This is a genomic window from Pseudomonas sivasensis (assembly GCF_013778505.1).
Lineage (GTDB): Bacteria > Pseudomonadota > Gammaproteobacteria > Pseudomonadales > Pseudomonadaceae > Aquipseudomonas > Aquipseudomonas sivasensis.
Map to the genome: position 1 here is coordinate 72826 of NZ_JAAOWU010000009.1, position 22859 is coordinate 95684.

The 22859-nt window shown below is 54.4% G+C and carries 25 protein-coding genes and 2 pseudogenes; 12 read left to right on the plus strand and 15 right to left on the minus strand.

Annotated features, from left to right (window positions below; all coding sequences use genetic code 11):
- Nucleotides 1-39 precede the first annotated feature (39 nt).
- The 7 genes and pseudogenes from G9Q84_RS16460 to G9Q84_RS16485 form a co-directional block, all read right to left on the minus strand.
- Nucleotides 40-1080, minus strand: a complete 1041-nt coding sequence (locus G9Q84_RS16460) for a DUF4062 domain-containing protein (protein WP_032861751.1) — start codon at nucleotides 1078-1080, stop codon at nucleotides 40-42.
- Between the two features lie 215 nt (nucleotides 1081-1295).
- Nucleotides 1296-1700 (minus strand): SH3 domain-containing protein, encoded by a 405-nt coding sequence (locus G9Q84_RS16465; protein ID WP_338104102.1) that lies wholly within the window; start codon nucleotides 1698-1700, stop codon nucleotides 1296-1298.
- A gap of 53 nt (nucleotides 1701-1753) precedes the next feature.
- The gene (locus G9Q84_RS16470; RefSeq protein WP_145162372.1) at nucleotides 1754-2230 is read right to left on the minus strand and encodes a hypothetical protein; all 477 of its coding nucleotides are present in this window, start codon (nucleotides 2228-2230) and stop codon (nucleotides 1754-1756) included.
- Nucleotides 2227-2436 carry a hypothetical protein gene (locus G9Q84_RS16475; RefSeq protein WP_177068473.1) on the minus strand — a complete coding sequence of 70 codons (210 nt, stop codon included), beginning with the start codon at nucleotides 2434-2436 and terminating at the stop codon, nucleotides 2227-2229. The genes G9Q84_RS16470 and G9Q84_RS16475 overlap by 4 nt, the downstream gene beginning before the upstream one ends.
- 46 nt (nucleotides 2437-2482) lie before the next feature.
- Nucleotides 2483-2659, minus strand: a pseudogene (locus G9Q84_RS29355) (NAD-dependent dehydratase); the annotation flags it as partial.
- A 34-nt stretch (nucleotides 2660-2693) separates the two neighbouring features.
- A complete protein-coding gene (locus G9Q84_RS16480) occupies nucleotides 2694-3767 on the minus strand; it encodes a hypothetical protein (RefSeq protein ID WP_032861748.1) in 1074 nt (357 codons plus the stop codon).
- An 84-nt stretch (nucleotides 3768-3851) separates the two neighbouring features.
- Nucleotides 3852-4085: a hypothetical protein gene (locus tag G9Q84_RS16485; protein WP_242461448.1), complete on the minus strand. Its 234-nt coding sequence runs from the start codon at nucleotides 4083-4085 to the stop codon at nucleotides 3852-3854.
- 272 nt (nucleotides 4086-4357) lie between these two features.
- Between G9Q84_RS16485 and G9Q84_RS16490 the strand changes: the two genes are divergently transcribed.
- Together G9Q84_RS16490 and G9Q84_RS29625 are read left to right on the plus strand one after the other, a co-directional pair.
- Entirely contained in the window at nucleotides 4358-4765 is a 408-nt protein-coding gene (locus G9Q84_RS16490; protein ID WP_032861954.1) for a hypothetical protein, read from the plus strand.
- An 18-nt stretch (nucleotides 4766-4783) separates the two neighbouring features.
- Nucleotides 4784-4990, plus strand: coding sequence for a hypothetical protein (locus G9Q84_RS29625; protein ID WP_032861746.1), 207 nt, complete (start codon nucleotides 4784-4786; stop codon nucleotides 4988-4990).
- A gap of 19 nt (nucleotides 4991-5009) precedes the next feature.
- Here the strand turns inward: G9Q84_RS29625 and G9Q84_RS16495 are convergent, their stop codons facing one another.
- Together G9Q84_RS16495 and G9Q84_RS16500 are read right to left on the minus strand one after the other, a co-directional pair.
- Nucleotides 5010-5804 (minus strand): hypothetical protein, encoded by a 795-nt coding sequence (locus tag G9Q84_RS16495; protein ID WP_145162381.1) that lies wholly within the window; start codon nucleotides 5802-5804, stop codon nucleotides 5010-5012.
- A gap of 281 nt (nucleotides 5805-6085) precedes the next feature.
- Nucleotides 6086-7042 (minus strand): restriction endonuclease, encoded by a 957-nt coding sequence (locus G9Q84_RS16500; protein ID WP_181643735.1) that lies wholly within the window; start codon nucleotides 7040-7042, stop codon nucleotides 6086-6088.
- 356 nt (nucleotides 7043-7398) lie between these two features.
- Here G9Q84_RS16500 and G9Q84_RS16505 point away from each other — a divergent pair, with 356 nt between their 5' ends.
- Nucleotides 7399-8457, plus strand: a complete 1059-nt coding sequence (locus tag G9Q84_RS16505; RefSeq protein WP_181643736.1) for a hypothetical protein — start codon at nucleotides 7399-7401, stop codon at nucleotides 8455-8457.
- Nucleotides 8458-8532: 75 nt separating this feature from the next.
- On the opposite strand, the gene G9Q84_RS29845 is transcribed toward G9Q84_RS16505, so the two are convergent.
- Entirely contained in the window at nucleotides 8533-9087 is a 555-nt protein-coding gene (locus G9Q84_RS29845) for a hypothetical protein (RefSeq protein WP_242461449.1), read from the minus strand.
- A gap of 435 nt (nucleotides 9088-9522) precedes the next feature.
- Here G9Q84_RS29845 and G9Q84_RS16510 point away from each other — a divergent pair, with 435 nt between their 5' ends.
- From G9Q84_RS16510 to G9Q84_RS16530, 5 genes are all read left to right on the plus strand, one after another.
- A complete protein-coding gene (locus G9Q84_RS16510; RefSeq protein WP_145162393.1) occupies nucleotides 9523-10257 on the plus strand; it encodes an ABC-three component system protein in 735 nt (244 codons plus the stop codon).
- 37 nt (nucleotides 10258-10294) lie between these two features.
- Nucleotides 10295-10465 carry an ABC-three component system middle component 7 gene (locus tag G9Q84_RS16515; protein WP_242461450.1) on the plus strand — a complete coding sequence of 57 codons (171 nt, stop codon included), beginning with the start codon at nucleotides 10295-10297 and terminating at the stop codon, nucleotides 10463-10465.
- Nucleotides 10458-12086, plus strand: coding sequence for a DUF2326 domain-containing protein (locus G9Q84_RS16520; protein ID WP_145162399.1), 1629 nt, complete (start codon nucleotides 10458-10460; stop codon nucleotides 12084-12086). The genes G9Q84_RS16515 and G9Q84_RS16520 overlap by 8 nt, the downstream gene beginning before the upstream one ends.
- Nucleotides 12087-12175: 89 nt before the next feature.
- Entirely contained in the window at nucleotides 12176-12868 is a 693-nt protein-coding gene (locus G9Q84_RS16525; protein ID WP_145162402.1) for a helix-turn-helix domain-containing protein, read from the plus strand.
- A gap of 28 nt (nucleotides 12869-12896) precedes the next feature.
- Nucleotides 12897-13667, plus strand: a complete 771-nt coding sequence (locus G9Q84_RS16530; protein WP_008374671.1) for a DUF4365 domain-containing protein — start codon at nucleotides 12897-12899, stop codon at nucleotides 13665-13667.
- Between the two features lie 147 nt (nucleotides 13668-13814).
- Here the strand turns inward: G9Q84_RS16530 and hrpB are convergent, their stop codons facing one another.
- Nucleotides 13815-16337 (minus strand): ATP-dependent helicase HrpB, encoded by a 2523-nt coding sequence (gene hrpB, locus G9Q84_RS16535; RefSeq protein ID WP_145162405.1) that lies wholly within the window; start codon nucleotides 16335-16337, stop codon nucleotides 13815-13817.
- Between the two features lie 129 nt (nucleotides 16338-16466).
- Nucleotides 16467-16847: pseudogene (locus tag G9Q84_RS16540) on the minus strand (DEAD/DEAH box helicase); the annotation flags it as partial.
- Between the two features lie 110 nt (nucleotides 16848-16957).
- Between G9Q84_RS16540 and G9Q84_RS16545 the strand changes: the two are divergent.
- Nucleotides 16958-17377, plus strand: a complete 420-nt coding sequence (locus tag G9Q84_RS16545) for a hypothetical protein (RefSeq protein WP_032884621.1) — start codon at nucleotides 16958-16960, stop codon at nucleotides 17375-17377.
- Nucleotides 17378-17386: 9 nt separating this feature from the next.
- Complete coding sequence (locus tag G9Q84_RS16550) at nucleotides 17387-18280, plus strand: cation diffusion facilitator family transporter (RefSeq protein ID WP_032884620.1); 894 nt, start codon at nucleotides 17387-17389, stop codon at nucleotides 18278-18280.
- Here the strand turns inward: G9Q84_RS16550 and G9Q84_RS16555 are convergent.
- Nucleotides 18277-19350 (minus strand): DUF6515 family protein, encoded by a 1074-nt coding sequence (locus G9Q84_RS16555; protein ID WP_181643737.1) that lies wholly within the window; start codon nucleotides 19348-19350, stop codon nucleotides 18277-18279. The genes G9Q84_RS16550 and G9Q84_RS16555 overlap by 4 nt on opposite strands.
- A gap of 416 nt (nucleotides 19351-19766) precedes the next feature.
- Here G9Q84_RS16555 and G9Q84_RS16560 point away from each other — a divergent pair, with 416 nt between their 5' ends.
- On the plus strand, nucleotides 19767-20246 hold the full coding sequence (locus tag G9Q84_RS16560) for an Lrp/AsnC family transcriptional regulator (RefSeq protein WP_003176264.1): 480 nt from the start codon (nucleotides 19767-19769) through the stop codon (nucleotides 20244-20246).
- Between the two features lie 196 nt (nucleotides 20247-20442).
- Nucleotides 20443-20652, plus strand: coding sequence for a DUF2788 domain-containing protein (locus G9Q84_RS16565; RefSeq protein WP_032884769.1), 210 nt, complete (start codon nucleotides 20443-20445; stop codon nucleotides 20650-20652).
- On the opposite strand, the gene G9Q84_RS16570 is transcribed toward G9Q84_RS16565, so the two are convergent.
- Together G9Q84_RS16570 and amn are read right to left on the minus strand one after the other, a co-directional pair.
- Nucleotides 20647-21282 (minus strand): pseudouridine synthase, encoded by a 636-nt coding sequence (locus tag G9Q84_RS16570; protein ID WP_242461451.1) that lies wholly within the window; start codon nucleotides 21280-21282, stop codon nucleotides 20647-20649. The two genes, G9Q84_RS16565 and G9Q84_RS16570, sit on opposite strands and share 6 nt — an antisense overlap.
- Nucleotides 21283-21354: 72 nt before the next feature.
- Complete coding sequence (amn, locus tag G9Q84_RS16575; protein ID WP_163033266.1) at nucleotides 21355-22827, minus strand: AMP nucleosidase; 1473 nt, start codon at nucleotides 22825-22827, stop codon at nucleotides 21355-21357.
- Nucleotides 22828-22859 lie beyond the last annotated feature (32 nt).

Genomic DNA, 22859 nt, shown 5'->3' on the forward strand with positions numbered 1-22859 from the left:
CCCCTTGGCTCAAAATGACAGAGGCACGGGTGTCACTGATCAATAAGCCAAACTTCTGGCCATTCTTACGATGCTTTCCTGTATCCATTGCTCCACGATGGGCCGTGTGGCAGGGATGAAAAGTCGTGACTCACTAACGATCTTTTCACGGCGCATAGGCATCGAATAGCTGCTGGGGGCAGTCGCTGGCGGCTCCTCTATCTTCGCCATGTCTAAATTCTTCAAGGTAATGCGATACCATCCGCTGTTGAATCCGGACACCTCGAAGCAGGACATAATTAGCTTTGATAGGTTGGTCGGAGACACGAAATAGAGACCAGCCGTACGCCCCTCGACTGGCACACTTGCGTCAGTTTCCAAAAGGACGAGCCCGTCGTCAAAAACGCGCCAAGACGTATCTCCGGACTTCAGTCCTGTGAACAACTTGTCATCCCAGTCTTCGTAACCTTGCTTGAACTTCGCCAAGCCCAGGTTATGGAAGCTATGGAAAATCTCATCACGGCGTAGGGCCGCTCCGTGCACAGCGTGCTGCTCAACGGGCTGTGGCAGAAATGCGAACTCAAGCTGTGGCGCATAGGAGTGACCGCCGTAGGAGCGAGAGCTTGATGCCTCTGTAATGCGCTCGTGAAAGGCTTTCTCAGAAATTGCGCTTTTGGATTTCTCCATTCTACTCAGGCCCTGGACAATAGCTTTCAACAGCTCTTGGGGGTCTGAGAATGAGGCTCTGAAAAAACCTTGTTTGTAGTCAGACACCTCGTTGACGAACACGGCCTGCTTCGCGTCAAAGTCAGTCTGCTGGATGAAGACCAGAATCGGTTTACGCTTGCTCACTGCCTGGTGGAATTCTTGCTGCGTAACCGAGAGACCTGGCTGAGGTTCATAGCCGTAGTTAGCGCCAAGAATCAGGATATAAACGTCGCACTGATCGACCTCTGTCAGGCAGGCGTGCTCCGAGGAATAGGTTCGCGCTCCGAAGTGCTCGCTCATGACCGGCTTCATGTCCAGTGTCTCCACCGCGTCTTTGGCGGCGGCTCTGAACTGCTCGAAACCTCTTACTACGGAGCTTATGAACACCTTCATCAGTGCATCCTCTGAACGCTGGCATATGTGTCCTTTTGGACTGTAACTAGGTGTGATCGTTGCAGATTGTCTCAATGGTGAACAGCAGATCAGACACCGTATCGTTTGTTACCGCCAGAGGTAATGCAATATCGACCACCGCGAGGCCCGATACACACGTTCCCAGAGGAACAAGGGCAGGATGAACCGTAAGCTGGGGCCTGTTGACGAGCAGGCTATTTCGGCTGAATCGCTGGTCTTAGCCTCAAAACGACGTAGCAGTCTGAGCCGCTACACAGGCTTTTGGACGAAAGCCACTTTGAAGGTTGACCATCAATGCTGATGCGCGCCCAATCCTTTCGGGTCTCAAAAACTTGAACCTTCTCCCCGCGCTTCAGTTTTGAGATGACCTTTCCGCCTGGTTGATCCCGGACATTGAGGTTATCAGCGCTCACGAACTGCTCAGTTGCGGAGGTCGGCGTGGGTGGGGATGGAGACGTCGGCGTGGTTGATACTAGCGTGCTCAGAGCGCTCGGCTCTACCGGGGTTTGAGGCGTGTCTTTTTTCCCCATTGCCCACAGGACGGCAAAAAGAATCAGGAGCGGGATAAACCACGACTGGGACTTTTTGCGCATATCCATTGCTCCCGCTTAAAACGCAATACGCCGGCTGCCATGCAGATCTGTCCTTCGGACTACTGCGAGCTTAGCCAAGCTTCCATTTTTTGCAGCTTGTCGGGATCTAAAAGTTTGGGCCTTCCCGAATTTAGGATCTCAAAAAGCCGCTGCTTCGTTTCGGAAGAGGGAAACCAATCAGCGACCTCGACGTTGCAGTGCTTAGAATCACTTAGCACCCATTTCATCACCATGTCAGCTGCAGCTCTGTAGTGATCCGCCATGAACAGCCTTTTGCCGTCTTCTGACCAGCCTCGCATCGCAAGCTTGTCGGTTACGTCGATGACTCCAGCGCCTCCAAAGAAATCGGTCGTATCTGGATAATGAATACCTGCCAAGGACACTTTCGCTACGCCCGAATCGCGGTCGAAGTAGGACAGGAAATGCCATCCGCCAGTGATGCTTCCAGGGTGCGGAAAGTTGATCGCAGCCTTGCCAGTGATGTAATGCGTGCGGGAAACGCGTTTGAGATCAAAATCGAAAAGCGGCTGGGTCATGGGAGTTTTTTGAGCCGGGCCAGCCCCTGTTTGATATGGCCAGCGTTCTCACCAATTGTGTAAAGCGTGCCACGAACGTTGTCGCCAACTTCCGCATGTCCTTGGGCTTCCACCTGGAGGGTTAGCTCCATGAGAGCAGCCTCAAGGGCGAGCTGATTTTGGTACATCCTTTCCAGCACATCTGATAGCGAGTATTCACTTGCCATTTTCCTTCTCCCTGAAATCATCTGAGCATATGTGTTCTGGGACGACCTAGGGTATCAAGCGCATCTTCCGTAGTTTGCCCCAACACAAAAAAAATGGTTGATCGCTCGCTTGGTAGGCGGTTGAGCCCATTGCACGGCTTTTTGACATATCCGTCACGACTTCGATTGGTCGAGTAAGGTCTGCATCGGTATTCGTTGAGGATATCAAGCAATCCACAGGCGAATTGCTGCCTAGCCGGATTGGCCAGAGCGCACTGCTAAATTTTCTCAGATAAGCCCTCGCAAGAGGGATCATCATCCTTTACGAAGAAAGTCATAGCCGTCCTGGACTGTAAGCAGTTCTCGGCTTGTTCACTTATGAGTGATCGAGCGTAAGGATCAGCCCACATCTGCATCACACCTTCTCGTCGAAATACTTCAAGCGGCAACGGCGTTGTAGCAAAAGGGTTGTGATAGATACGCAGCCCATCGGTGATCCCTTCTGAGGCTTCGTTGCCTCTGGACACAGTGCGCTTCATCTCGCCATTCGGTAGCGACCAGACAGACGATATGACCGCATCCGGATTTCCGCACATGGCATCTACTTTTCCCCAAGTGGCCAGATTACTGAATATCACGGCGCTAATGTGGCTGAAGCGCAAGCAATCGAAAAACCCCAGTTCGATTTCAGCACCGTTATCTTTCTGTACGCTTCCCAAAGATTTCCCCTCTAATCCGTTAGGAAAGCGCTCCGGATTAGCCAGGTATTCCGCTTCATCTACGTAGTAATCGAATAGCAGGGCTTCGATAGCCCGGTAGGCCTGGAGGTTGAAACCCGGCTGTTCGAACGGTGCTACTGCTAAGACAAATGGGCGTCCTTGGACATGCGGATGATGCTGATACTTATCTTGGAATTTTTGTGATTTGCTCATGAACGCGTTGGCCAACCTGATTATCGCGACCCGATTGAGCTCATTGAAATCAACGTCTTCAAAGAACTCCGCTGTCATGGGCCTACCCCACTCCGGGGTAGCGTCAATGGAATGGTTGGCAGTGGTTGCTTCCACCGTAAACGTAATGTCTGCTGACGAAACTAGGAAATCAGGGGCTGGATAAGTCCAGTCGAAAGCAAAGCCATACTCGCGGAACACTGCGTGAAGATAGATTTCCCAAAAGCTTGAGTTAAACGTGGTCTGAAACTCACGTACGAATTTGTTATCCCTGTCTGGAAATCCATCAAGCCAGCGTTGCAGCTCCTCTCGCTGGTAAAGCCTGCCGGGTCGTCCGTCAGATATGGTGCGAAAGTGTGGATGAAGCCTGTCCTGTTCGTACAAGGGCTTTAGCAAGTCCATTTCGGCCTCCCGGTGTGCAGAATCAGGAATGTTTACATTCTAGTTAAAGCGTATTTTCAGGCTACTTCGACCGAAGATCACTTCTCACGTACCTCGCAAATCTTTCTGAGTTGAAGCTTGTTCGGGAACGCCAACAACTTGCGCTGAACGAGCCTCCTTGGCCTCTTTGAGCCTCTGCTCAGCGTACATAGCCGGATCATCATCTGGCAGCGGGTAGCCTGCAGCAGATAGAGCTTCGGCGCGCTCTTCAATGAGCAGACGCTCAGGATCGCGAACCGTTTGGTAGGCTCTGCCTAGTACGCGTCGAGTTGTGTCCATTCCCGGCTCCCCAGAAGGCTGATGAATAAGAGCGACTAAATTACTTTTAGAACGATAACAGAACGCTTCGAATAGCGATGCCGAGCTCCGAATCATGAAGGTAGGATGCGTTGCGATCTATGCTTCCCATAGGCTCAGACACCAAGCAAGCGGAGCGCGCAGGCGTGAGGGATGCGAGCCCGCAGGGACGAGACACGCCTTGGCGGGGCTCGATTCACAGCAGCCTGACGCCGCAGGCGGCACGCCATCAACGCCAACAAGAGGTAACTCAAATGCCCGACGATGAACTCCGCGAACTGGAGGCCAAGAGACGAAAAGCTTTGTGGATGCTTGCGAACATATCTCCAGGCGATTCGAAGGCGTTCGATCCCTTATCCATTCTTGATGACCTTGAACTTCAAGAGCGAAAAGACTCCCCTCATGCTGACAAGGCACTTGAGCTCAACCAGCTTCGGGATTGTGTCACCGTGCAGTATCACCACTCCGGAATCGACATCATTTTGGAGCAGACTATCCCCCAGCCCTGGAGGGAACGCTTCAGTCAGGCGAGTATCGGGTCGACCAGATTGTTAGATGGGCCTTACGCTGCGGACTGGTATAAATTCCTGGCTTGTTGGGAATCAGAGATGCAGCACCTCGAGGCACACAGAGCTGCCAGCAGTAAGCCCAAGCTGGATTGATGCAGACGGAGAAAAGACGTGGAACGAGACAGCGATGACACCGTGTATTGCGATATCCAAATGCCGGTGGCTCAAGGGCGGGAGCTATTGACGTTAGTGAATGTCCTGCGAGAGTCGAAAGCTCATCCAAGTCTCGACAGAGTTTTTGAACACATGCAGTACGAGCTCAGCACGTCGATTGATATAGTCGAAAATCCGCCGACTTGGGGCCTTTGGCGCGAATGATTCCCTCATCACGGTGTTACTAGCCAATAGCAAAGCCGCTATATAACGTTGAGGGTTGGATTTCGAAAAATTTATTTCTGGCGTCTATGGTCGGCATGGATGTGCGCAGGAATAGCGTCACTTTTTGGCCATCTACCAGGAGGTTAAAATAGGGTTCGCTCGACCTTACCCTAACCCGGATTTGTGCTCTGTTAGCACCATTGGCAAATTTGCTGAACGTTTTGATATAGAACGAGCCGTTAAATAAGTTAACCGATGCAGTTCCAAAAACAATGGTATTGCTCCAGTTTACTGAGTTGACATCCTCCCCAGCGTGACTCAACGGAACGAATGCATCAAAGTAATTGAGCGGCTCATTTTCTATATAAAGCTGATGCTCGACTCGTTCGTTCATGCTCAAAATTCTCCAAGCATCGACAACTTCCTGTAGCGTGCCAGGGTGGATTGCTGGAGAGCTCTGAACTTGTTGAGCAAGCGCAAGCATTTGTGCTCGCGTAGGCATGGCCTTTTTTTTCGTAGTAGGAACTGCGCCTAAGTGGCTTGGGATGATCGTGGGTGCTACTGCCATTGCAACTTTTTTTTGCTCTCCCTGTACATTGGAGTTCTCGATGGATTCCTTTTCATTCTTACATCCCGTGATATGCCTGTTTGGTGCCCTAAAAAATTTGTTGTTCCTTTGCGCTGGGACGACCTTTTCCAAGCAGTTCTGCTCAGGACAAAAATAATAGAAAGTGGAGTTGTCTTTTGCGTACTCTGCCGACACGTTGGCGCCCACCTCCCAGCACACTGCGGTGGTCATCAATTCAGAGCTCATATTTCATATTCCCTCATTCGTCCGAGAACTCATCCTATCCACAGTGATGGCCCATGACTATCTGTGGTTTTCATCTTGTCCTGAGACCAGTGGCGACGGCGGTGGGGCCTGATCGCGAATTACGACAGGCTACCTATGTGCAAATGCCTTGGGATGAAACTAGGATCGATTCTGCACGTCGCTCCCAACGTCCTGCCGCAACAGGAGTCGGCGATTAATGCCATTGGAAAACCATCTCATACGTCACCTCCAGAATTAGCCGGGCTAATCACATCGCCTTCTTATAGGCTTTCGAGGTAGGGCTTCTTATCAATCACTGCAGCACGTACCTTGCTTCGCAGGAGACTGACCAAGTCGCTTTTGTTCATGAGCAGCACCACGATTTCCCTTAGCGTGCAAAGCACCATCGTTTTCTGGGTTGAGTGAGTGACGCACTCGGCAATAGTGGTAGAGGCAAAATCTGAGTTCGAGATGAAGATTCCTCGAGCGTCAGCTCTCGCAAACAGTCTAACCATGTGCGCCGCGAGATCATTCACTCCTACTGGATCCTTGAGCCATTTCATCTCTACAAGGTAAATGTGTCCTTCAAACTCGATGACTCCATCTATTTGCTCAACGACGGCGCCTCCAGATTGATCAAGTCGCTTGAAGTCTTCTCGTAAAAGGATTCCGTGTGCCCTGAACAGGTCGTTCAAAACTCCTTCCAAGAGCTTGCCGCGCTTTTGAGGTTCTCTATCCATACCAAAGAGAGCACTCAGCCGATCACGCACGTCTTCAACTTTACGATCCCTCGCTGCAGCCGCTTGACGCTCGGCTCGTGCCTTGGCGGCAACCTCGGCTTGAGCGGCCTCTCGTTGCTGGTTCATTCGGGTAAACGAGTCTTTAACATTGACGATGCGCGCCAGGTCTCCCACGTTAGCTTTAGCCTTGTGAACATTGTTGGGCCAGCATCCTGAAAACTCCTCGAACTCCACCACTCGTTTGATGATTTCGCGCCTAGCCGCCAAGCCCCCATCCCCTCGCTTATTCAGCTTTTCAAGGACGTCGCGAACTATGGCAAATGTACTGACTGAATCACGGTTTGTTTTAACCGTGACGTCCATCAGCGCGAGATCATCTTGAGGCACTCCTGCTCCCCGTAAAAAAAGCAGCACATCAGCCTTACTTTTGCAAAGTAGCGGGATGGTGTCGACCAGCAGGTTAAAGACATCAGGGGGATAGTGGTAGCGCGCGTCCATGTTCCAGCCCAGCACGTGGTGGTGAAATGCAAGAGTAGCTACCAAGACCACAAAGACACCATCGGTGGATGTGAAAAAAGCTCATGACGGACATGTCTTGGTAGCAGGCAAAGCTCCTGCGCCATGCTACGGCCTCATCTGATTAGGTTTTGGGGCATGTGGCACAAGCGTTGAGTGATGCCCATTGATACTTAACATCGTCACGGGGCGTCAGAAGTTTCGTATCAGACTCCCTAGTAGGTTGAATCATCCTGGCGATGTGCTATCCATTGGGTATATACGCTATCGTTGGAAACAGGGTATCCCACCGGGGCGCATCTATCGGCGCGACCAATGCCTATCTGCAAGGAAGAACCATGCGCCTCGATCAGATGCCGTACCACTCGATGCCTACTCTAGCCGTACTCCCATTCCGTCAATTTGGAATCGGCTGGTCATGGCAACTGCGAGCCCTGAAGCTCTTCCCTGACTCCCTGCTCGCCTGGAAACGCTATTTCTACGATAACGGCCAGGGGCATGCACGTGGTTCCTCATTTAGCACCTTTGCAGAAGCCATGATTGCGGCAGATGCGTTCAACCAGACCATCGCCGAGCGCATAGGCATAGCGGTGCTTGATCCCGTGCTCCAAGCCTCAGTCACCCTAAAGGTCGACAAGGCTTTGACTGCGGCTCGCCGCATTCAGGACGAAGAGGAGCTAATGGAGCGCGAGGCGATCAAACGTAATGCTCATCTGCCCCGCCCAGCCATCCGAGATTTAAATCTGCCCAGTAAGATGGACAGTTTGCGGGAGCCGCTACACGAACAGCTTATACGTGCCCCGTATTTGCAAGTGGTTGCAATCCCAAGGTTTAACGCTTGTCTTCGTCGTACCGGAGACATGGAATGGGAAGAGATCGGCGCTCTAACCCCGAAGCGCTCACAGATATGCCTTAGAGAATTTACTGCCAAGGGTTTTGGTCTTTCGGCAGCTGATCACTGGGGAAGAACCAAGGCACAGATTCGTGCTCTGCTGCTTCCAAGAGCTAACCAGCTACTTCAACTGGCCAGCGTCAAACAAATGCTTGCCGAAGCCAGGATGCGCGGCCAGAGGGTGCTGGTCTGTGGAGGCTTCGTGTTCTGGTTCGAGGATGATGGGCAGCCGAGGTGGGTCATCAAGAACACCGGGGGCGAGTCCAATAACGAAGAAGGTTCGACGCTATGGCATGAAGGCACTATTTTGTCCAAAAATCATGGTCGGATCGTAGTGCTTCCATATATCAAGGAAAATGGCGAGCGGGTACAAGGCCACACTAAGAACGCGCCACATGACGGAAAAGCTCTACCTCGTCATCGAGATCAATATGTCACCCTTCCGTTCGAAATCCTGGAAGGAGATCTCATGATCGGTTTGTTCGGAGAGCTGCACTATGAGTGACAACCGAACAGCACTTGATGCGCCCCCCCCCACCCCGCATCGATGACCGTGAAATCAATGGTCAAGCGAGGACAATCAGAGCTCCGCATCCCATGCATCCATCGCCTCACTCACGGTAGCCAACCAGCGGAGATGATCGTTCTGTATAGCATGGGCGACGTGCCTGGCTGTGTTGGCTTCGATCCAAGATGGAAGACTATGCGAGCCCTCTGAGAACAGGTTTGCAGTCGCGACAGCGAATCGCCCCGTACTCGTAGATTGGAGGCACACGTACCGCACTACAGCGCCACTCAGCAACCGACGCCAAGCCACTACCTCGATACAGTCCATGGTGCTCACCGGAGCCTCTACGGTGGAACTCACTAACGTTTCCACTTGGGCATCTTCCGCTGCTCTGAATGATCGGTTAGGCGCTTCTGGCCTGTGGACAAGATGCTTCAACTGCTCACGCGAGGCGACTATCTGGTCGCGGAGCTCTTCGGGGTCGATAGACATGCCACCCCGGTCGGTGACCGAAAGAGTCTTTAATCCGTTCGCTGCCAGGATGAACTCACGCTCGCGCTTCTGCTCCCAATCGGGACGGCGGTCGGGATAGAGGACGTTAAAGACGCATTTTAAAAACTTCAGCATCATTCCTAGCCTGATTTGAGGGAGGCAAGCTCTGGCGATCATACCTCACAGCTTCAATGATGCTCACACCGCCATTGGTTGCCCCTTCCTCAAAAGGCGGGGCTTAGCTATACCGGCGATGATGGCAAAATGGTATGTTGCGCGAGACAAGTGGAAATCAGGCACAGGGAATGTGGAATTTTAAACAGGCAACCTGCGAAAGCAGGATGTCTTTATCACTAGGCACAGCCGCACCGTTGGCTGACAGCGTCTTGCTGCCCTCACAATCACCCGTAGGTCAGGCGTTCTTGTTTTGCCGCTTGGAACCTATACCTGCGCCTCTTCATTACTCTTCCATCAGCCAACCGGGGCACTGCTCAGCCCTGAGTGGCATGCAGACAACTTAGGTTTTATATGGCGAATGTAAGGACAACTTACCATCCTGAAGAGCACAGCATGCTTTATGCGGAAACAGGTGGTATCTGTCCGCTTTGCGCTCGTGTAATCATAGATAAGAAGCCAGGTTCCAAAAACCCTAGAAAGTTTTATGAAATCGCTCACATCTACCCTCTGAATCCAACTGCCGCTCAAACTCTGGCACTGATAAATCACACGATTCCTATCGACATAAACGGTCTCGGCAACGTGATCTGCTTGTGTCCTTCTTGTCACCGGAAGTATGACAAGGACTTTAAGATTGAAGAGTATGATCGGTTACGGGAAATTAAGGATGGCTTCATCCGAGATACCGAGGCAAGAAAGTCGATTTCTGAACACAGCCTCAGGATTGAGATAAAAGAACTGATTGAGTCATTCGCTGATCTAGACGACGAAAGCCTCGTCGCTTTTGACTTAGAACTTAATGCCTACACCTTAAAAGAGAAACTAAAGAAAGGCGCTACCAACATCCTGAAACGCAACATACGAAACGACGTGGTTGGCTATTTCGTGACAATTCGGGATGAACTGCGGCTGCTTGAGCAAAGGGATCAAGCATCAGTCAAGATGCTGCTCAACCAAGTAAATACCTATTTTTGGGCGATGCATAGAGAGCACCCTGACAACAAGGATGTAATTTTCAATTATATCGCTCAATGGATTAGCGCCAAAAGCGGCAAATCGCTGGATGTTTCGAAGATCATAACTTCATTCTTTGTTCAAAACTGCGAGGTTTTCGATGTTAGTGCCTAGTAAGTTTACGAAGCTGGAGGAATCTACGATTTTCAAGATGCACGTAATCCTAGCAGAGAAGGAGCCTGGCGAAACAGTAGCCCAAGCCCTCGCGAAGACTCGCGATAAATTCTTAGACACTTCTGAATTTCTTGCTGCGATGGATGTTCTTTTTTTTCTAGGTTATTTAGATATTCAAGATGAAACTGGAGTGATTGAATATGCTTAAACAAGTGAAGTGCAGCCTATTCAATCAAACCCCTATTGAATTCCATGCTGGACTAAATATTGTCCTTGGTGATGACGAAGCCAAGAACTCCATTGGCAAATCCTCAGCTCTCTTGGTGATCGACTTCGCAATGGGCGGTAATAGCCTATTGGTAGACGACGCCGGAGTTATTAAGGTGCTGGGGAACCATTCATACGAAATCACATTTGACTTCGGTGGCGCCCCCCTATTCGTAACTAGGTCTACTGAGCAGCCAGACGTTGTTGATGTCTGCGACTCCAACCATGTTAAACAAGACGAAATATCACTAGAAGCGTATAGAGAAAAGCTAAAAAGCCTCTACGACCTATCTGAGCTAGAGAGCACCTTTCGATCCATTGTTGGCCCATTTGCTCGGATATGGAACAAGGGCGAAGCCGATCCAGATCACCCATTGGCGGGAGCTTCAAAAGAAAGGCTCAGCGCCGGGGTGGCCAGGCTGCTCGATCTCTTTGAACGCACCGGTGATGTTTCCGTGGAGCGGGCTGTACTTCAGACCTTGAAAGATAAAAAAGATCTGATGAGAAAGTCGATGACTGCGGAAATCATTCCACGGATCACGATGACCAAATACAAATCCAACAACCAGCTAATTAAAACTAATGCGCAAGCTATTAGTGATATCAAGGATAATTTCGCTGGAGCTATCACCGCATACGAAGCCCTGTTCGACGAAAAATTAAGGGCCATCCAACAAACCAAAAACGAAATGATAAATCAGAGAAATCTGATTTCAGCTAGAAGAGAAAAGCTTCAGAGGGACATATCTGGCGTAACACCTCGCCTCGCTGCAAACATAGCTCTCGTTGCTGAATTTTTCCCAGAAGCCAACCTAGAAAGACTCGAACAGGTAGAGCAATTCCACGCAAAAATTGGCAAGCTAGTCAGCAAAGAACTTAAAAGCGAACTTGAGCTTTTGGTCGCAAATGAATCTGAGATTACCGGACTTATCACCGACTTGGATCAACAAATAAAACTCACCCTTAAAGCCAAAGGCACCCCCACAGATCTATTCACGAAAGTCTTTGAACTTAAAGAGGTTACCGACAAGGCTAGGGAAGAGAATAAATTCTTCGAGCAGAAGGTTTCCATTGATGATAGCGAGGCCGCTTCCAAAACTCGACTAGACGCTATCTACGACAAAATATTTCTTGAGATTGAAGGCACCATTAACCAGAAGCTTGAGAAATTTAACAATACTGTTTATGGGCCTGAGCGCAACCCGTCACAGCTTCGCATTAAGAATGCAAACTCTTACAGCTTTACTTCGCCATTGGATACTGGAACAGGAAAATCGTATGCAGGCTTGGTTGGATTTGATTTGTCAATGCTTTCGCTCACGCGTCTGCCATTTGTCATCCATGATTCGATGATCTACAAAAACATCGAAATTGCCGCCACTGAGCATATCATTCGAATTCTCGCCTCATTTAAACAAAAGCAAATTTTCCTAGCTTTTGATGAAGCGAAAAAGTTCAGCCTCGCGACTCAGCAGATCCTGCAAAACAATAAGGTATTACAATTGCATCGCGACAAGCTGCTCTATACCAAGGACTGGCGGGCAAAAGTGAAGAGGACATAAAGAGGCCTGTCGGGTACATGTCGTGTCACCGCGATCCGCGCCTGTTCATACTCGGTTCATCACATCAGCCTAGTAGCAGGAGACACGATATGAGCACCTTTGACACCACTGAAACACGCACTCTGAGCAAAGCCGAACTGGGGCGGGTAATCAGGTATCTGAGAGAACTTCGCCAATGGTCTCAAGAGACGTTGGCGGAGCTCGCCCAGACGACAACCCGCACCATCCAAAGAATCGAAGCCGGTTCGGGCACGAGTATCAACACCCTACGCTCCATCGCCAGTGCATTTGAATTCCGAGACATCGACGCTTTCAGTAAACCGATGGCCATCCCTACCGATGAACAAATGAAAGCTGCACGCGAGCAGTTTGAGAATGATTATGTGGTACGTAGGGCTCTCAAGCCCGCGTCGGGAAGGTGTTTGGCTAGGCTTGCAGCTGAGACCGTCGGCGATTACATCGAGCCCGCCTTCGAACCCTCATGTGATCAAGCACTAGCATTCGCGGAGCTGACTGATTACCTACGCGACTATCGCGACTGCGCCGAGCACTACTCAAGCACCGCCCGCCTTGAGGTTTTTGATCAGTTGCAGGAGCTCCTAGACCGGCTCAGTGCTCTGGGCGTAACGTTACGCTACGCGACCAGACAGATAGTGCAGAAGGACGCCTCCGAACCGCAGCAGAAACCACAGCCAGTGGGTCAGGTGCTTTACCTCTTGGCATTCATGCATGGAGAGGCTCCGGAAGAACTCGGACTGCCAAGGAAGCTTAATTTTCGGTAAACCTTATCTAAAGGCAACTCGACAAAACATGAAATACCCATCCAAGATTGCAACAGGCGATGCTGGAGAATATTTTTTTGCCTACAAGATTTCGTATGTTCTCGGTTGGCCTTGTCGGCTCTTCGATATCGACATTGGCATTGATGCACAAGTCGAAATACTGGACGAGAATCGAAATAGCACCGGGCGATTTGTCGCCTTCCAAGTGAAAACTTCTGCAGATGAGGAGCCTCAGCCTTACTGGTACGTTTCGAAAAATCAGCTCGACTACTGGCGCGACATGGACATACCGGTATTTGTTGCATTGGTCTCGCTAAAAAAGCAGACTATTCACTTGCATCAAATAAAGAAAAAATCCCGCTACCACATAACTGAGAAAGACTCAGTCCGGATTGATTTTGATTTAGTTAATGAGCACTTCACCGAATCAAGCGGCAAGCGAATTAAGGCGGCAGCCGAAGAAAGCACCATGTCGGCAATAGAGGAACATTTGTCTAAAGTCCAGATTAAGATCGACGAAGTCAAATCAGCAATCGAAGAGATGGACGATTACTCAGACCCACCCAGCTTAATTGATATTATGAACAGTAGGTGGGGGGCCTACAATGACTTATTACAAGCCAAAACTCTTTCCGCCAGTTATAAGGTCGGGGCACCCGAATGCAAGAAAATGGAAGAAACCTTAGAGGCAGCCCTGAATGAGCTGAGAACTTTCATGGAAGACTGGAATATGCATATCGATTGGGATGACCGAAAGTACGGGGACGGCGAGATTCAAAAATTCATTGATGAGGCTTAATACCTCACCAACACATTTATCACCCTGTTAGCGTCTTATTTGACACATGCGAAACAAGAGAAGCATGCGGGTTTTGGTTCGCGGATCACGGTTCAATGACTGCCGAAGGCAGCCTCACAATGCCGCCAGCAACATTCTCATCCCTCATCAGGATTTTCTGGGCTTGGCTCGCGCGGTTGGCTCAGCCACCAATGGGTCTTCGGGCCAATAATGCTTTGGATATCGGCCCTTAAGATCCTTCTTTACTTCCACGTAGGTGCTGCGCCAGAAATTTGCGAGATCTTGGGTAACTTGCACCGGCCTGCGGGCCGGCGACAGGAGATGCAAAACCAGCGATTGCTTACCAAGGGCAATGCGTGGGGTTTCTGCTAGGCCAAAAAGCTCCTGCAGGCGCACTGCGAGGACTGGTGGATGCTGCGAGTAGTCGATACGAATATTGGAGCCGGAAGGCACCTGGATGGTCTGAGGTGCCTGAGTCTCCAGTTCCTGTGGAAGCGGCCAAGGCAGAAGACTTCTGACAATCGAAGCCAGATCCAGATGACTGAAGTGGCTGAGCCTCGCGACTTTGCCCAAGTACGGTGTGAGCCACTCTTCCAATGTGGCCAGAAGATTGGCATCGCTGAGGTCAGGCCACTTGCTTTCTGCTTGGCCATTGTGGATATCCAGCTGACGCAGCAGATCGACCCGCGCCTGCCATTGGCGCAGCTCAGGGTTCCAAGGCAGGAGCTCGAGGCCCTTACGCCTCACCAGGTTGACCAAGGCCAACGAACGGGTTTGCTCATCAAGATTCGGCAGGGGTGTCGTCGACAGGATGAGATGCCCAACCTTCAACTGCCGCTCAGCCTTAAGCACCCCTTCCCTTTCATCCCAATCGACCTCATCGACAGACCTCACGAGGTCATCTAGCTCGTCATCGAAAAGGGCCGGATCGAGGTCACTCGCCAGGTAGATCCGCTCCTCACGCTGGCCTTGCCGGCTACCCAGATCGGCTACCACCAGCCACTCGTGCTTGGTGAGAGCATCAGGCTCTGAGAACACGGCAGCCCGACCGTTGGAGAGACGGTACTCGGATGCACTTGCACGCCTCTGGAGACCGATTCGGTCAGGGTAGGCGAATGCCAGTAGACACCCTACCCATCTTGGGTGATCGGGTTCGCTGACAGGGTGAACGACACTCCCTCGTAGCAGGGATCGATACTGCCGAGCAGACTGCTTCACGCGCTGAAAGGAGCCACCGTCTCGACGTGAATGTTGCTCGCCGGATAATGCACTCAATCTGGCGTGAAGATCGGCACCTGCACCGCGCAAAATATCCTTCTCACCCAGCAGCGCCGCGATGTTGCAAGCAAGGTCATCCAGCCCCATCGCGTTGCCTTTAATGAGCATGTGAGCGATCCGTGGATGCGCTGGGAGCTCGCTCATGGCTGATCCGTGTGGTGTGAGCTGTCCACCATCGTCGAGTGCGCCCAGGCGCTTCAGCAGGTCTCTACCTTGGCCGAAGGGAGCTGATGGAGGTTGGTCGAGCCAGGCCATCTCCTCTGGCTTCATTCCCCACCGCGCCAACTGGAGTGCCAAGGCTGCAAGATCAGCCAGCAAAATTTCAGGGGTACTGTAGCCAGCCATTTGCTCGTGCTGCGACTCAGACCAAAGGCGATAGCAGATACCTGGTTCCAATCGCCCTGCCCGCCCTGCACGCTGAGTAGCACTGGCCTTCGAAATACGCTGTGTGTCGAGCCGGGTCATTCCACTGCGAGGATCGAACTTCGGCACTCGCTCGAGACCACTATCCACCACCACTCTGACACCTTCGATGGTCAAGCTAGTCTCCGCGATGTTCGTGGCCAGTACGATCTTCCGGGAGCCTTTGGGTGCCGGGTCTATCGCAGCACGCTGAGCATTTAAGTCGAGGTCGCCGTACAGAGGACATACGATTACCTCTGGACGACCACTCAACTGCTCCTTGAGCGCCTCAGCCACCCGCCGAATCTCTGCCTGCCCAGGAAGGAAAACCAAAACGCTTCCCGACTGTTCGTTGATGGCAGCCAAACAGGTGTCAGTGACTCGCGCATCCATACGCTCGCCCGGCTGATATGGACTGCCCCAAACCGGTACGACCGGATACATCCGGCCCTCACTGGTGACCACAGGCGCATCATTCAGCACCTTTGAAAGACGAGCACCGTCCAGCGTTGCGGACATCAGAAGCAACTTCAGTGGCGGCTCATCACGCAGAAGCTCCCGAGCACTCACGCACAAGGCCAGCGCAAGGTCGGAGTCGAGGTTTCTAAGGTGGTACTCATCGAAGATAACCACGCCCACTCCATCAAGCGCGGGGTCATCTTGAAGTCGGCGAGCCAAGATGCCTTCGGTCACCACTTCAATCTGGGTGCGAGGGCCTACCTTGCTTTCAAGGCGAATGCGGTATCCGACAGTCTCACCAACCTTCTCACCAAGCTCACTCGCCAAACGTTCAGCGGCGGCCCGAGCAGCCAATCGACGAGGCTCGAGCATCAGGATCTTCTGATCACCAAGCCAAGGTTCACTCAGTAGTGCTAGGGGCACTCGAGTGGTCTTGCCCGCACCAGGAGGAGCTTCAAGGATTACTTCGTGGCGGTTGGCCAGGGCCTCTCGTAGGTCTGGCAATACGAGGTCAATAGGTAGTGAAATCATCGAGGCTCCCAAATCAGGGAGGCAGTATACGACGGGGGATCAAGCGAGGAGATTAAGCCCTCAGACTGAGACGGCGTTGTTTGAGAGTTTTTGACAAGAAAGTGATGGTTTCTGTGCATTCAGCAAAACGTGAAACTCGTCAAAGATCAGCAAGCCCACGCCGTCCAGCGCCGGGTCGTCCTGCAAGCGGCGCGTGAGGATGCCTTCGGTGACGACTTCGATGCGGGTGTTGGGGCCGACTTTGCTGTCGAGGCGGATGCGGTAGCCGACGGTTTCACCGACCTTTTCGCCCAGCTCGCTGGCCAGACGTTCGGCGGCGGCGCGAGCGGCCAAACGCCGGGGTTCGAGCATCAGGATGGTCTGCCCGGCCAGCCAGGGTTCATTCAATAGGGCCAAGGGCACACGGGTGGTTTTACCGGCGCCGGGTGGCGCTTCCAGCACGGCTTCATGGCGATTCGCCAAGGCGTCACGCAGGGCGGGTAAAACATCATCGATCGGCAACGAATTCATACTGGCTCCAAAGCAGAGCGGCGAGTATAACGGCGAACTGCCGGATGCCGACGATGGTCTCAATGGCAGTGCTATATAGTCCCCTATCAACCGTGTTCAGGAGAGTCTTCATGCGTATCGCTTCCCGTGTCATCGGCGGTGTCCTCGCCGTCACCCTGCTGAGCCAACTGACGGCCTGCGGTTCGATTTTCTACCCGGACCGTCGTGGCCAGATCGACGGCAAGATCGACCCGGCCATTGCCGTACTCGATGCCGTTGGCCTGTTGTTCTACGTGATCCCTGGCTTGATCGCGTTCGGCGTCGACTTCGCCACGGGCGCGATCTATTTCGAACCCGGCAAGACGGCCCAGGTCGCCCCGGAAAAACTCCAGGAAGCTATCGGCGCCGACGGCAAGGTCGACAACGCCAAGCTGCAAAGCATCATCCAGAAAGAAACCGGCCGCACCCTGCCGCTCGACGACCCACGCATGATCCAGTTCAAGGGCAGCGTGCAACAACTTGCGTCCCTGGGCCTGCAACCCGCCGCCTAAGGAACGTTTATGACCAGCAGTCCCGAACACGCCCGGCTGTTACGCCTGGCCACCCGCGCCTCGGTGGGCGTGGCCTGTGCGCTGATCGTCACAAAGGCCATCGCCTGGTGGCTCAGCGGCTCGGTGAGCATGCTCGCCGGGTTGACTGACTCACTGCTCGATGGCGTGACCTCGCTGCTGAACCTGCTGGCGGTCCATTACGCCCTGCGCCCAGCCGATGACGATCACCGTTACGGCCACGGCAAGGCGGAGTCGCTGGCGGGCATGGCCCAGGCGTTGTTTATCGGTGGCAGTGCGGTGCTGATCGCCTTGCAGGCCTACGAGCGTTTGCAGCATCCGGAACCCGTCGGCGCGCCGTGGCTGAGCATTGGGGTGATCGTGTTTTCCCTGGCGCTGACCGTGGCACTGCTGATGCTGCAACACCGAGTTGTGCGCGAAACCGGCTCCAATGCCGTGCGGGCGGACTCGTTGCACTATCGCTCGGACTTGCTGCTCAACGGCAGCATCCTCGTGGCGCTGGTGCTGGCGGGCATGGGTTTTCATCAGTTCGACGCTTGGTTCGGCCTGGGCATCGCCGCCTACATTTTGTGGAGCGCGATCCAGATCGCCAAGGAAAGCTTTGCGGTGTTGATGGACGAGGAACTGCCGCCGGACGTCAGCCAGCACATGCTGGAACTGGCGCGCGGCGTGCCGGGGGTGCTGGGTGCCCATGACTTGCGCACGCGCATCTCTGGCAACCATTGGTTTGTGCAGTTGCACCTGGAGCTGCCAGGGGAGTTGACGCTGTCAGTGGCCCACGGCATCAGCGACCAGGCCGCCGATGCCATTCACGCCGCCTACCCGCGTGCCGAAGTGCTGGTGCACGCCGACCCACGAGAAGTGGTTACGGGCGCCAAGGCCTAGTACTGCACCTGATACCCGCGACTGCTCAGGCAGTTGCCCTGGACCTGGCGGTAGGTTTGCACCACCGCTGGGTCAGGGGCGTAGGTGGCCGCCTGCGGGTCGAAGCCGCTTTGTTGCACCGCCCAGCGATAACAGTCGTAACCGTCCTGCTGGACTTGCGCCGGTGACTGCCCGTTGGCGGGATAGGCCACCACGTCATAGCCATTGCCTTGCGGTGCTGGCTGCGGCGCCGGCACTTGCGCCGGCGGTTGCACCACCACGTATTGCTGGGTGCTTTGTTCGTAGGCGTAGTAAGCGCCAGCGGCGAGGAACAACAGCGAGCCACCGACCCAGACTTCGCGCGCATAGTCCGGCAAGTAATGCACCCGAATGCCATACGGCGGCGCCACGACTACATAGCGCGGGCCTTGAGGGCGGTACCAGTAGCCGCCGGAGAAGAAGTAATCCTGGCCACGGTACGGCACGCGGTAATTGCGGTCGGGGAAGCGGTCGACGATATAACCGGGACGATATTGCGGGCCAGGGCCCCAGCCGTTGCCATGCCCATCGGGACGGCCTGGCCAACGGTTATCGCCGGGATGGCCGTTGTTGTAACCGCCGCCGTTGTTGCCCGGACGTGAACCGGGACCACCGGCCTCCCAATGCTGGTTGCCGTCGTTACGACGCGGGATGTCACGGTAGTAACCCTGGCGTGGCTCCTGGGTCTGGCGCACGGTATCGGGGCGGCTCTGGATCGGCAGGTTATTCGCAGGCTGCGGTGCTGGCCGAGGCTGTTCGGCACCTTGCGGGCGACCTTGTCCCTGTCCGCCACCGTGCTGTTGTTGCTCGGCGCGATCAAAATGCGGGTTCTGTGGACGCGGCTGATTGTTTTCGGGCCGTGGTTGATTGTTCTGAGGCTGCGGGCGCGGCTGGTTATTTTGCGGGCGCGGCTGTTCGTTACCCTGCCGACCACGCTCCGCCCCTCTTTCATGCTGACCGCCCGCTTCAGGGCGTTGCTCTTCAGCCATCACTTGCGTGCCGACGGTGACCACCAGCAAACCAACACCTGCCATACGCCAGATGCGCTTCATGCTATTCCTCACTGCGGATTAGGGCTTGAACATGAGACTGGAAAAGCCTCGCCCGGTTCTGAGACAGGTTATCAGTCACGAGAACAATTTTCTTAAGGCAAAAGAAAAGGGGTGACCCGTCGGCCACCCCTTGAGAACTTCGTCCATGCTCAACGCTTTTGACGTTGGCTCACCTCACGCCGTCTTGTGGACAGTGTGCAGCCTGGAGGCCGGCTCAACCCTGCTGGGGTGGCGGCCGCAGCAGGCCTGATTGGGCGAGCTGCTGTGGACTGTTGTCCAGGCGGTGATTCTGTTGATAAAGATACCCGCCAGCGCCCGACAGATGATTGCGAAGATTGCGTCAATAAACAGTGCTTGCGCAATTTTTAACCCTTCATGGATAATTCGCCGCAATAGTTACGACAAAGGCCAACCCAATGAGCAAGCTTGACCGATACGACCTGAGTATTTTGGCGGAATTGCAGCGCGACGCGAGGATCTCCAACCAGGAGTTGGCCGAGCGCATCGGCTTGTCGCCGTCGCCGTGCTCGCGCCGGGTCAAGCAGTTGGAGGACGACGGCTACATCTCCCGCCAGGTCGCTCTGCTCGACCGCAAGATGCTCGGCCTGAGCCTCACCGCCTATGTACTGATCGGTATGGACCGGCATACACCGGAGCGCTTCGAAAATTTCGAAGCAGCCATCCGCACCTTGCCCCAGGTGCTGGAGTGCAGTTTGGTGACGGGGATGGATGCTGACTATCAGTTGAAAGTGGTGGTGCCGGACATGGATCACTACCAGAAGCTGCTGCTGGGCCACCTCACTCGCATTGAAGGCGTGACCAGCGTCCGGTCGAGCTTTGTGCTGAACCAGGTGCTCAACAGCACCGAATTGCCGCTGACCCACCTGCGTACTTAAGATCGGTGAAGGTCAACTGTGGAAGGGGGCTTGCTCCCGATGACGGTGTGTCAGCCACAGATTAGCTGACTGACACACCGCCATCGGGAGCAAGCCCCCTCCCACATTTGGAACGCACTTCGATCCAAGTCAATGTTGCACCTGTGACGCTGCCGTATACTTGCCGCCTGCCCCGTCGGAAGCCCCCATGAATAACATCGACCCCGCACTCTTCGAAGAATGGATGATGACCGGCCTGGTCACTGTCCTGATCATTTTCATGGGCTTTATCGTCTGGGACCTGGCGAAGAAATCCAAGGCCGGGCGCTTTGGTTCGTTCATCCTGTTTTTCGTGCTGGGCCTGGGCGTGGCCGCGTTCATCATCAAGAGCGTGGTGATCGGCCTCATCGAGTCCGGCGCTTTATAAACGCGCGGGTACTTCCTTCCATTGGCCTTGGTCCAGGCCGTCGATGGTCCAATCGCCAATACGCACCCGTACCAGACGCAAGGTCGGCAGGCCCACGGCGGCGGTCATGCGTCGCACCTGGCGGTTACGCCCCTCTCGAATCACCAGTTCAAGCCAGTAAGTCGGTAGGTTTTTGCGAAAGCGTACCGGCGGGTTGCGTGGCCATAACTCAGGCTCATTCAAACGCCGGGCCTCGGCGGGCAAGGTTTTGCCGTCGTTGAGCTCTACTCCGTCGCGCAGGCGTTGCAGCAATGCTTCGGTGGGTTCGCCTTCCACCTGCACCCAGTACGTTTTCGCCAGTTTGTGCTTGGGATCGGCAATACGCGCCTGCAACTGACCATCGTTGGTCAGCAGCAAGAGGCCTTCGCTGTCACGGTCCAGGCGGCCTGCCGGGTAAATGCCGGGGATGTCGATAAAGTCCTTGAGCGTCGCGCGCCCGCCTTCGTCGCTGAACTGGGTCAGCACATCGAAGGGTTTATTGAACAGGACCAACTTCGGCTCGGCAGGCGGCGCCTTGGCAACACGGCGCGCAGCAGAATACGGAGGTTTCACGCCAGGGCGGCGCGAATCGGGGCGAGTAGGACGGGACATGGCAAAAGGAACATCTAACGGTCAGGACCGACAATGCTAGTGGCCTGACCGCTAAATGACCATCCCAACCGCTTAGCGGAACGGCGGCTCGTCGAAGCTGCGCAGCTTGCGCGAGTGCAGCGAGTTGAGTTCGGTGCGCAACAGGTCCACCGCCTCGATGCCAATCTTCAAGTGCTGGCTGACCGCACGTTCGTAGAACGCGTTGGCCGAACCCGGCAATTTGATCTCACTGTGCAGCGGCTTGTCCGACACACACAACAACGTGCCGTACGGTACGCGCAAGCGGTAGCCCTGGGCGGCGATGGTGCCGCTTTCCATGTCCACCGCCACGGCGCGGGACAAGTTGATCAATGGCCGTTCCTGGGCCCAGCGCAGTTCCCAGTTGCGATCGTCGTAGGTCAGCACGGTGCCTGTGCGCAGGCGCTTTTTCAGCTCTTCGCCTTTTTCGCCGGTGACGTTGGCGGCGGCTTGCTGCAAAGCCATCTGCACTTCGGCCAGGGCCGGGATTGGAATGTTCGGCGGCACCACGCGGTCGAGAATCCCGTCGCGGCGCATATAGGCGTGGGCCAGTACGTAGTCGCCAATGGTCTGGGATTGGCGCAGGCCGCCGCAGTGGCCAATCATCAGCCAGCAATGCGGACGCAGCACGGCCAGGTGGTCAGTGATGTTCTTGGCGTTGGACGGGCCGACGCCGATGTTCACCAGCGTTACGCCGTGACCATCGCTGGCCTGCAGGTGATAGGCCGGCATCTGATAGCGATGCCAGACCACGCCCGCGGCAATGGCCGATGCTTCGCCGTGGTCCATGCTCTTATCGATCACCACGTTGCCCGGCAGCACCATGCGGATAAAGCGCGGGTCGCTGCGCAGTTGCTCCAGGCCATGCAGGATGAACTGGTCGACATAACGGTGGTAGTTGGTCAGCAGGATCCACGGCTGCACATGGCGCCAGTCGCTGCCGGTGTAATGCACCAGGCGGCGCAGGGAGAAGTCCACACGCGCCGCATCGAACAGTGCCAGGGGCAGCGGGTCGGTGTTTTCCCAGTCGTAGAGGCCGTCGGCGATCCCATCGGTGGCGGCCGACAGATCGGTGCTGGGGAACACACGGGCCAGGGTGGCCGCGGTTACGCCGGAGCCGGCCAGTTCGTCGCCCTGCTCCACCACGTACGGGTACGGAATGTTCTGCTGGCTGACGCCCACTTCCACCGTCACGGTGAAGTCGTGCATCAGCGGCACCAATTGTTCCAGCAAATACTTACGAAACGCCGCCGGATGGGTGACGGTGACGCTGTAGGTCCCTGGTAGCTGGACCTTGGCATACGCCCGGGTAGTCTGTGGGACTTCGCCGTGGCAATGGTAGGTCAGGCGCAATTCTGGATAACGAAACAACGCGCGTTGTGCGGCGTCGGGTTCGACGCGGTCCTTGAGGTATTGCTTGAGGGCTTGATTGAGCGCGCCGGTAGCCCGCTCATGCAGGGCCGCCAGCCGATCCACGGCCTCTTCGGCGGTTTGAACGACAACAAAAGCTTCGGTCACGGTAAGCATCCTGTGTTCTGACTTGCAGGCCTTTATCTTGC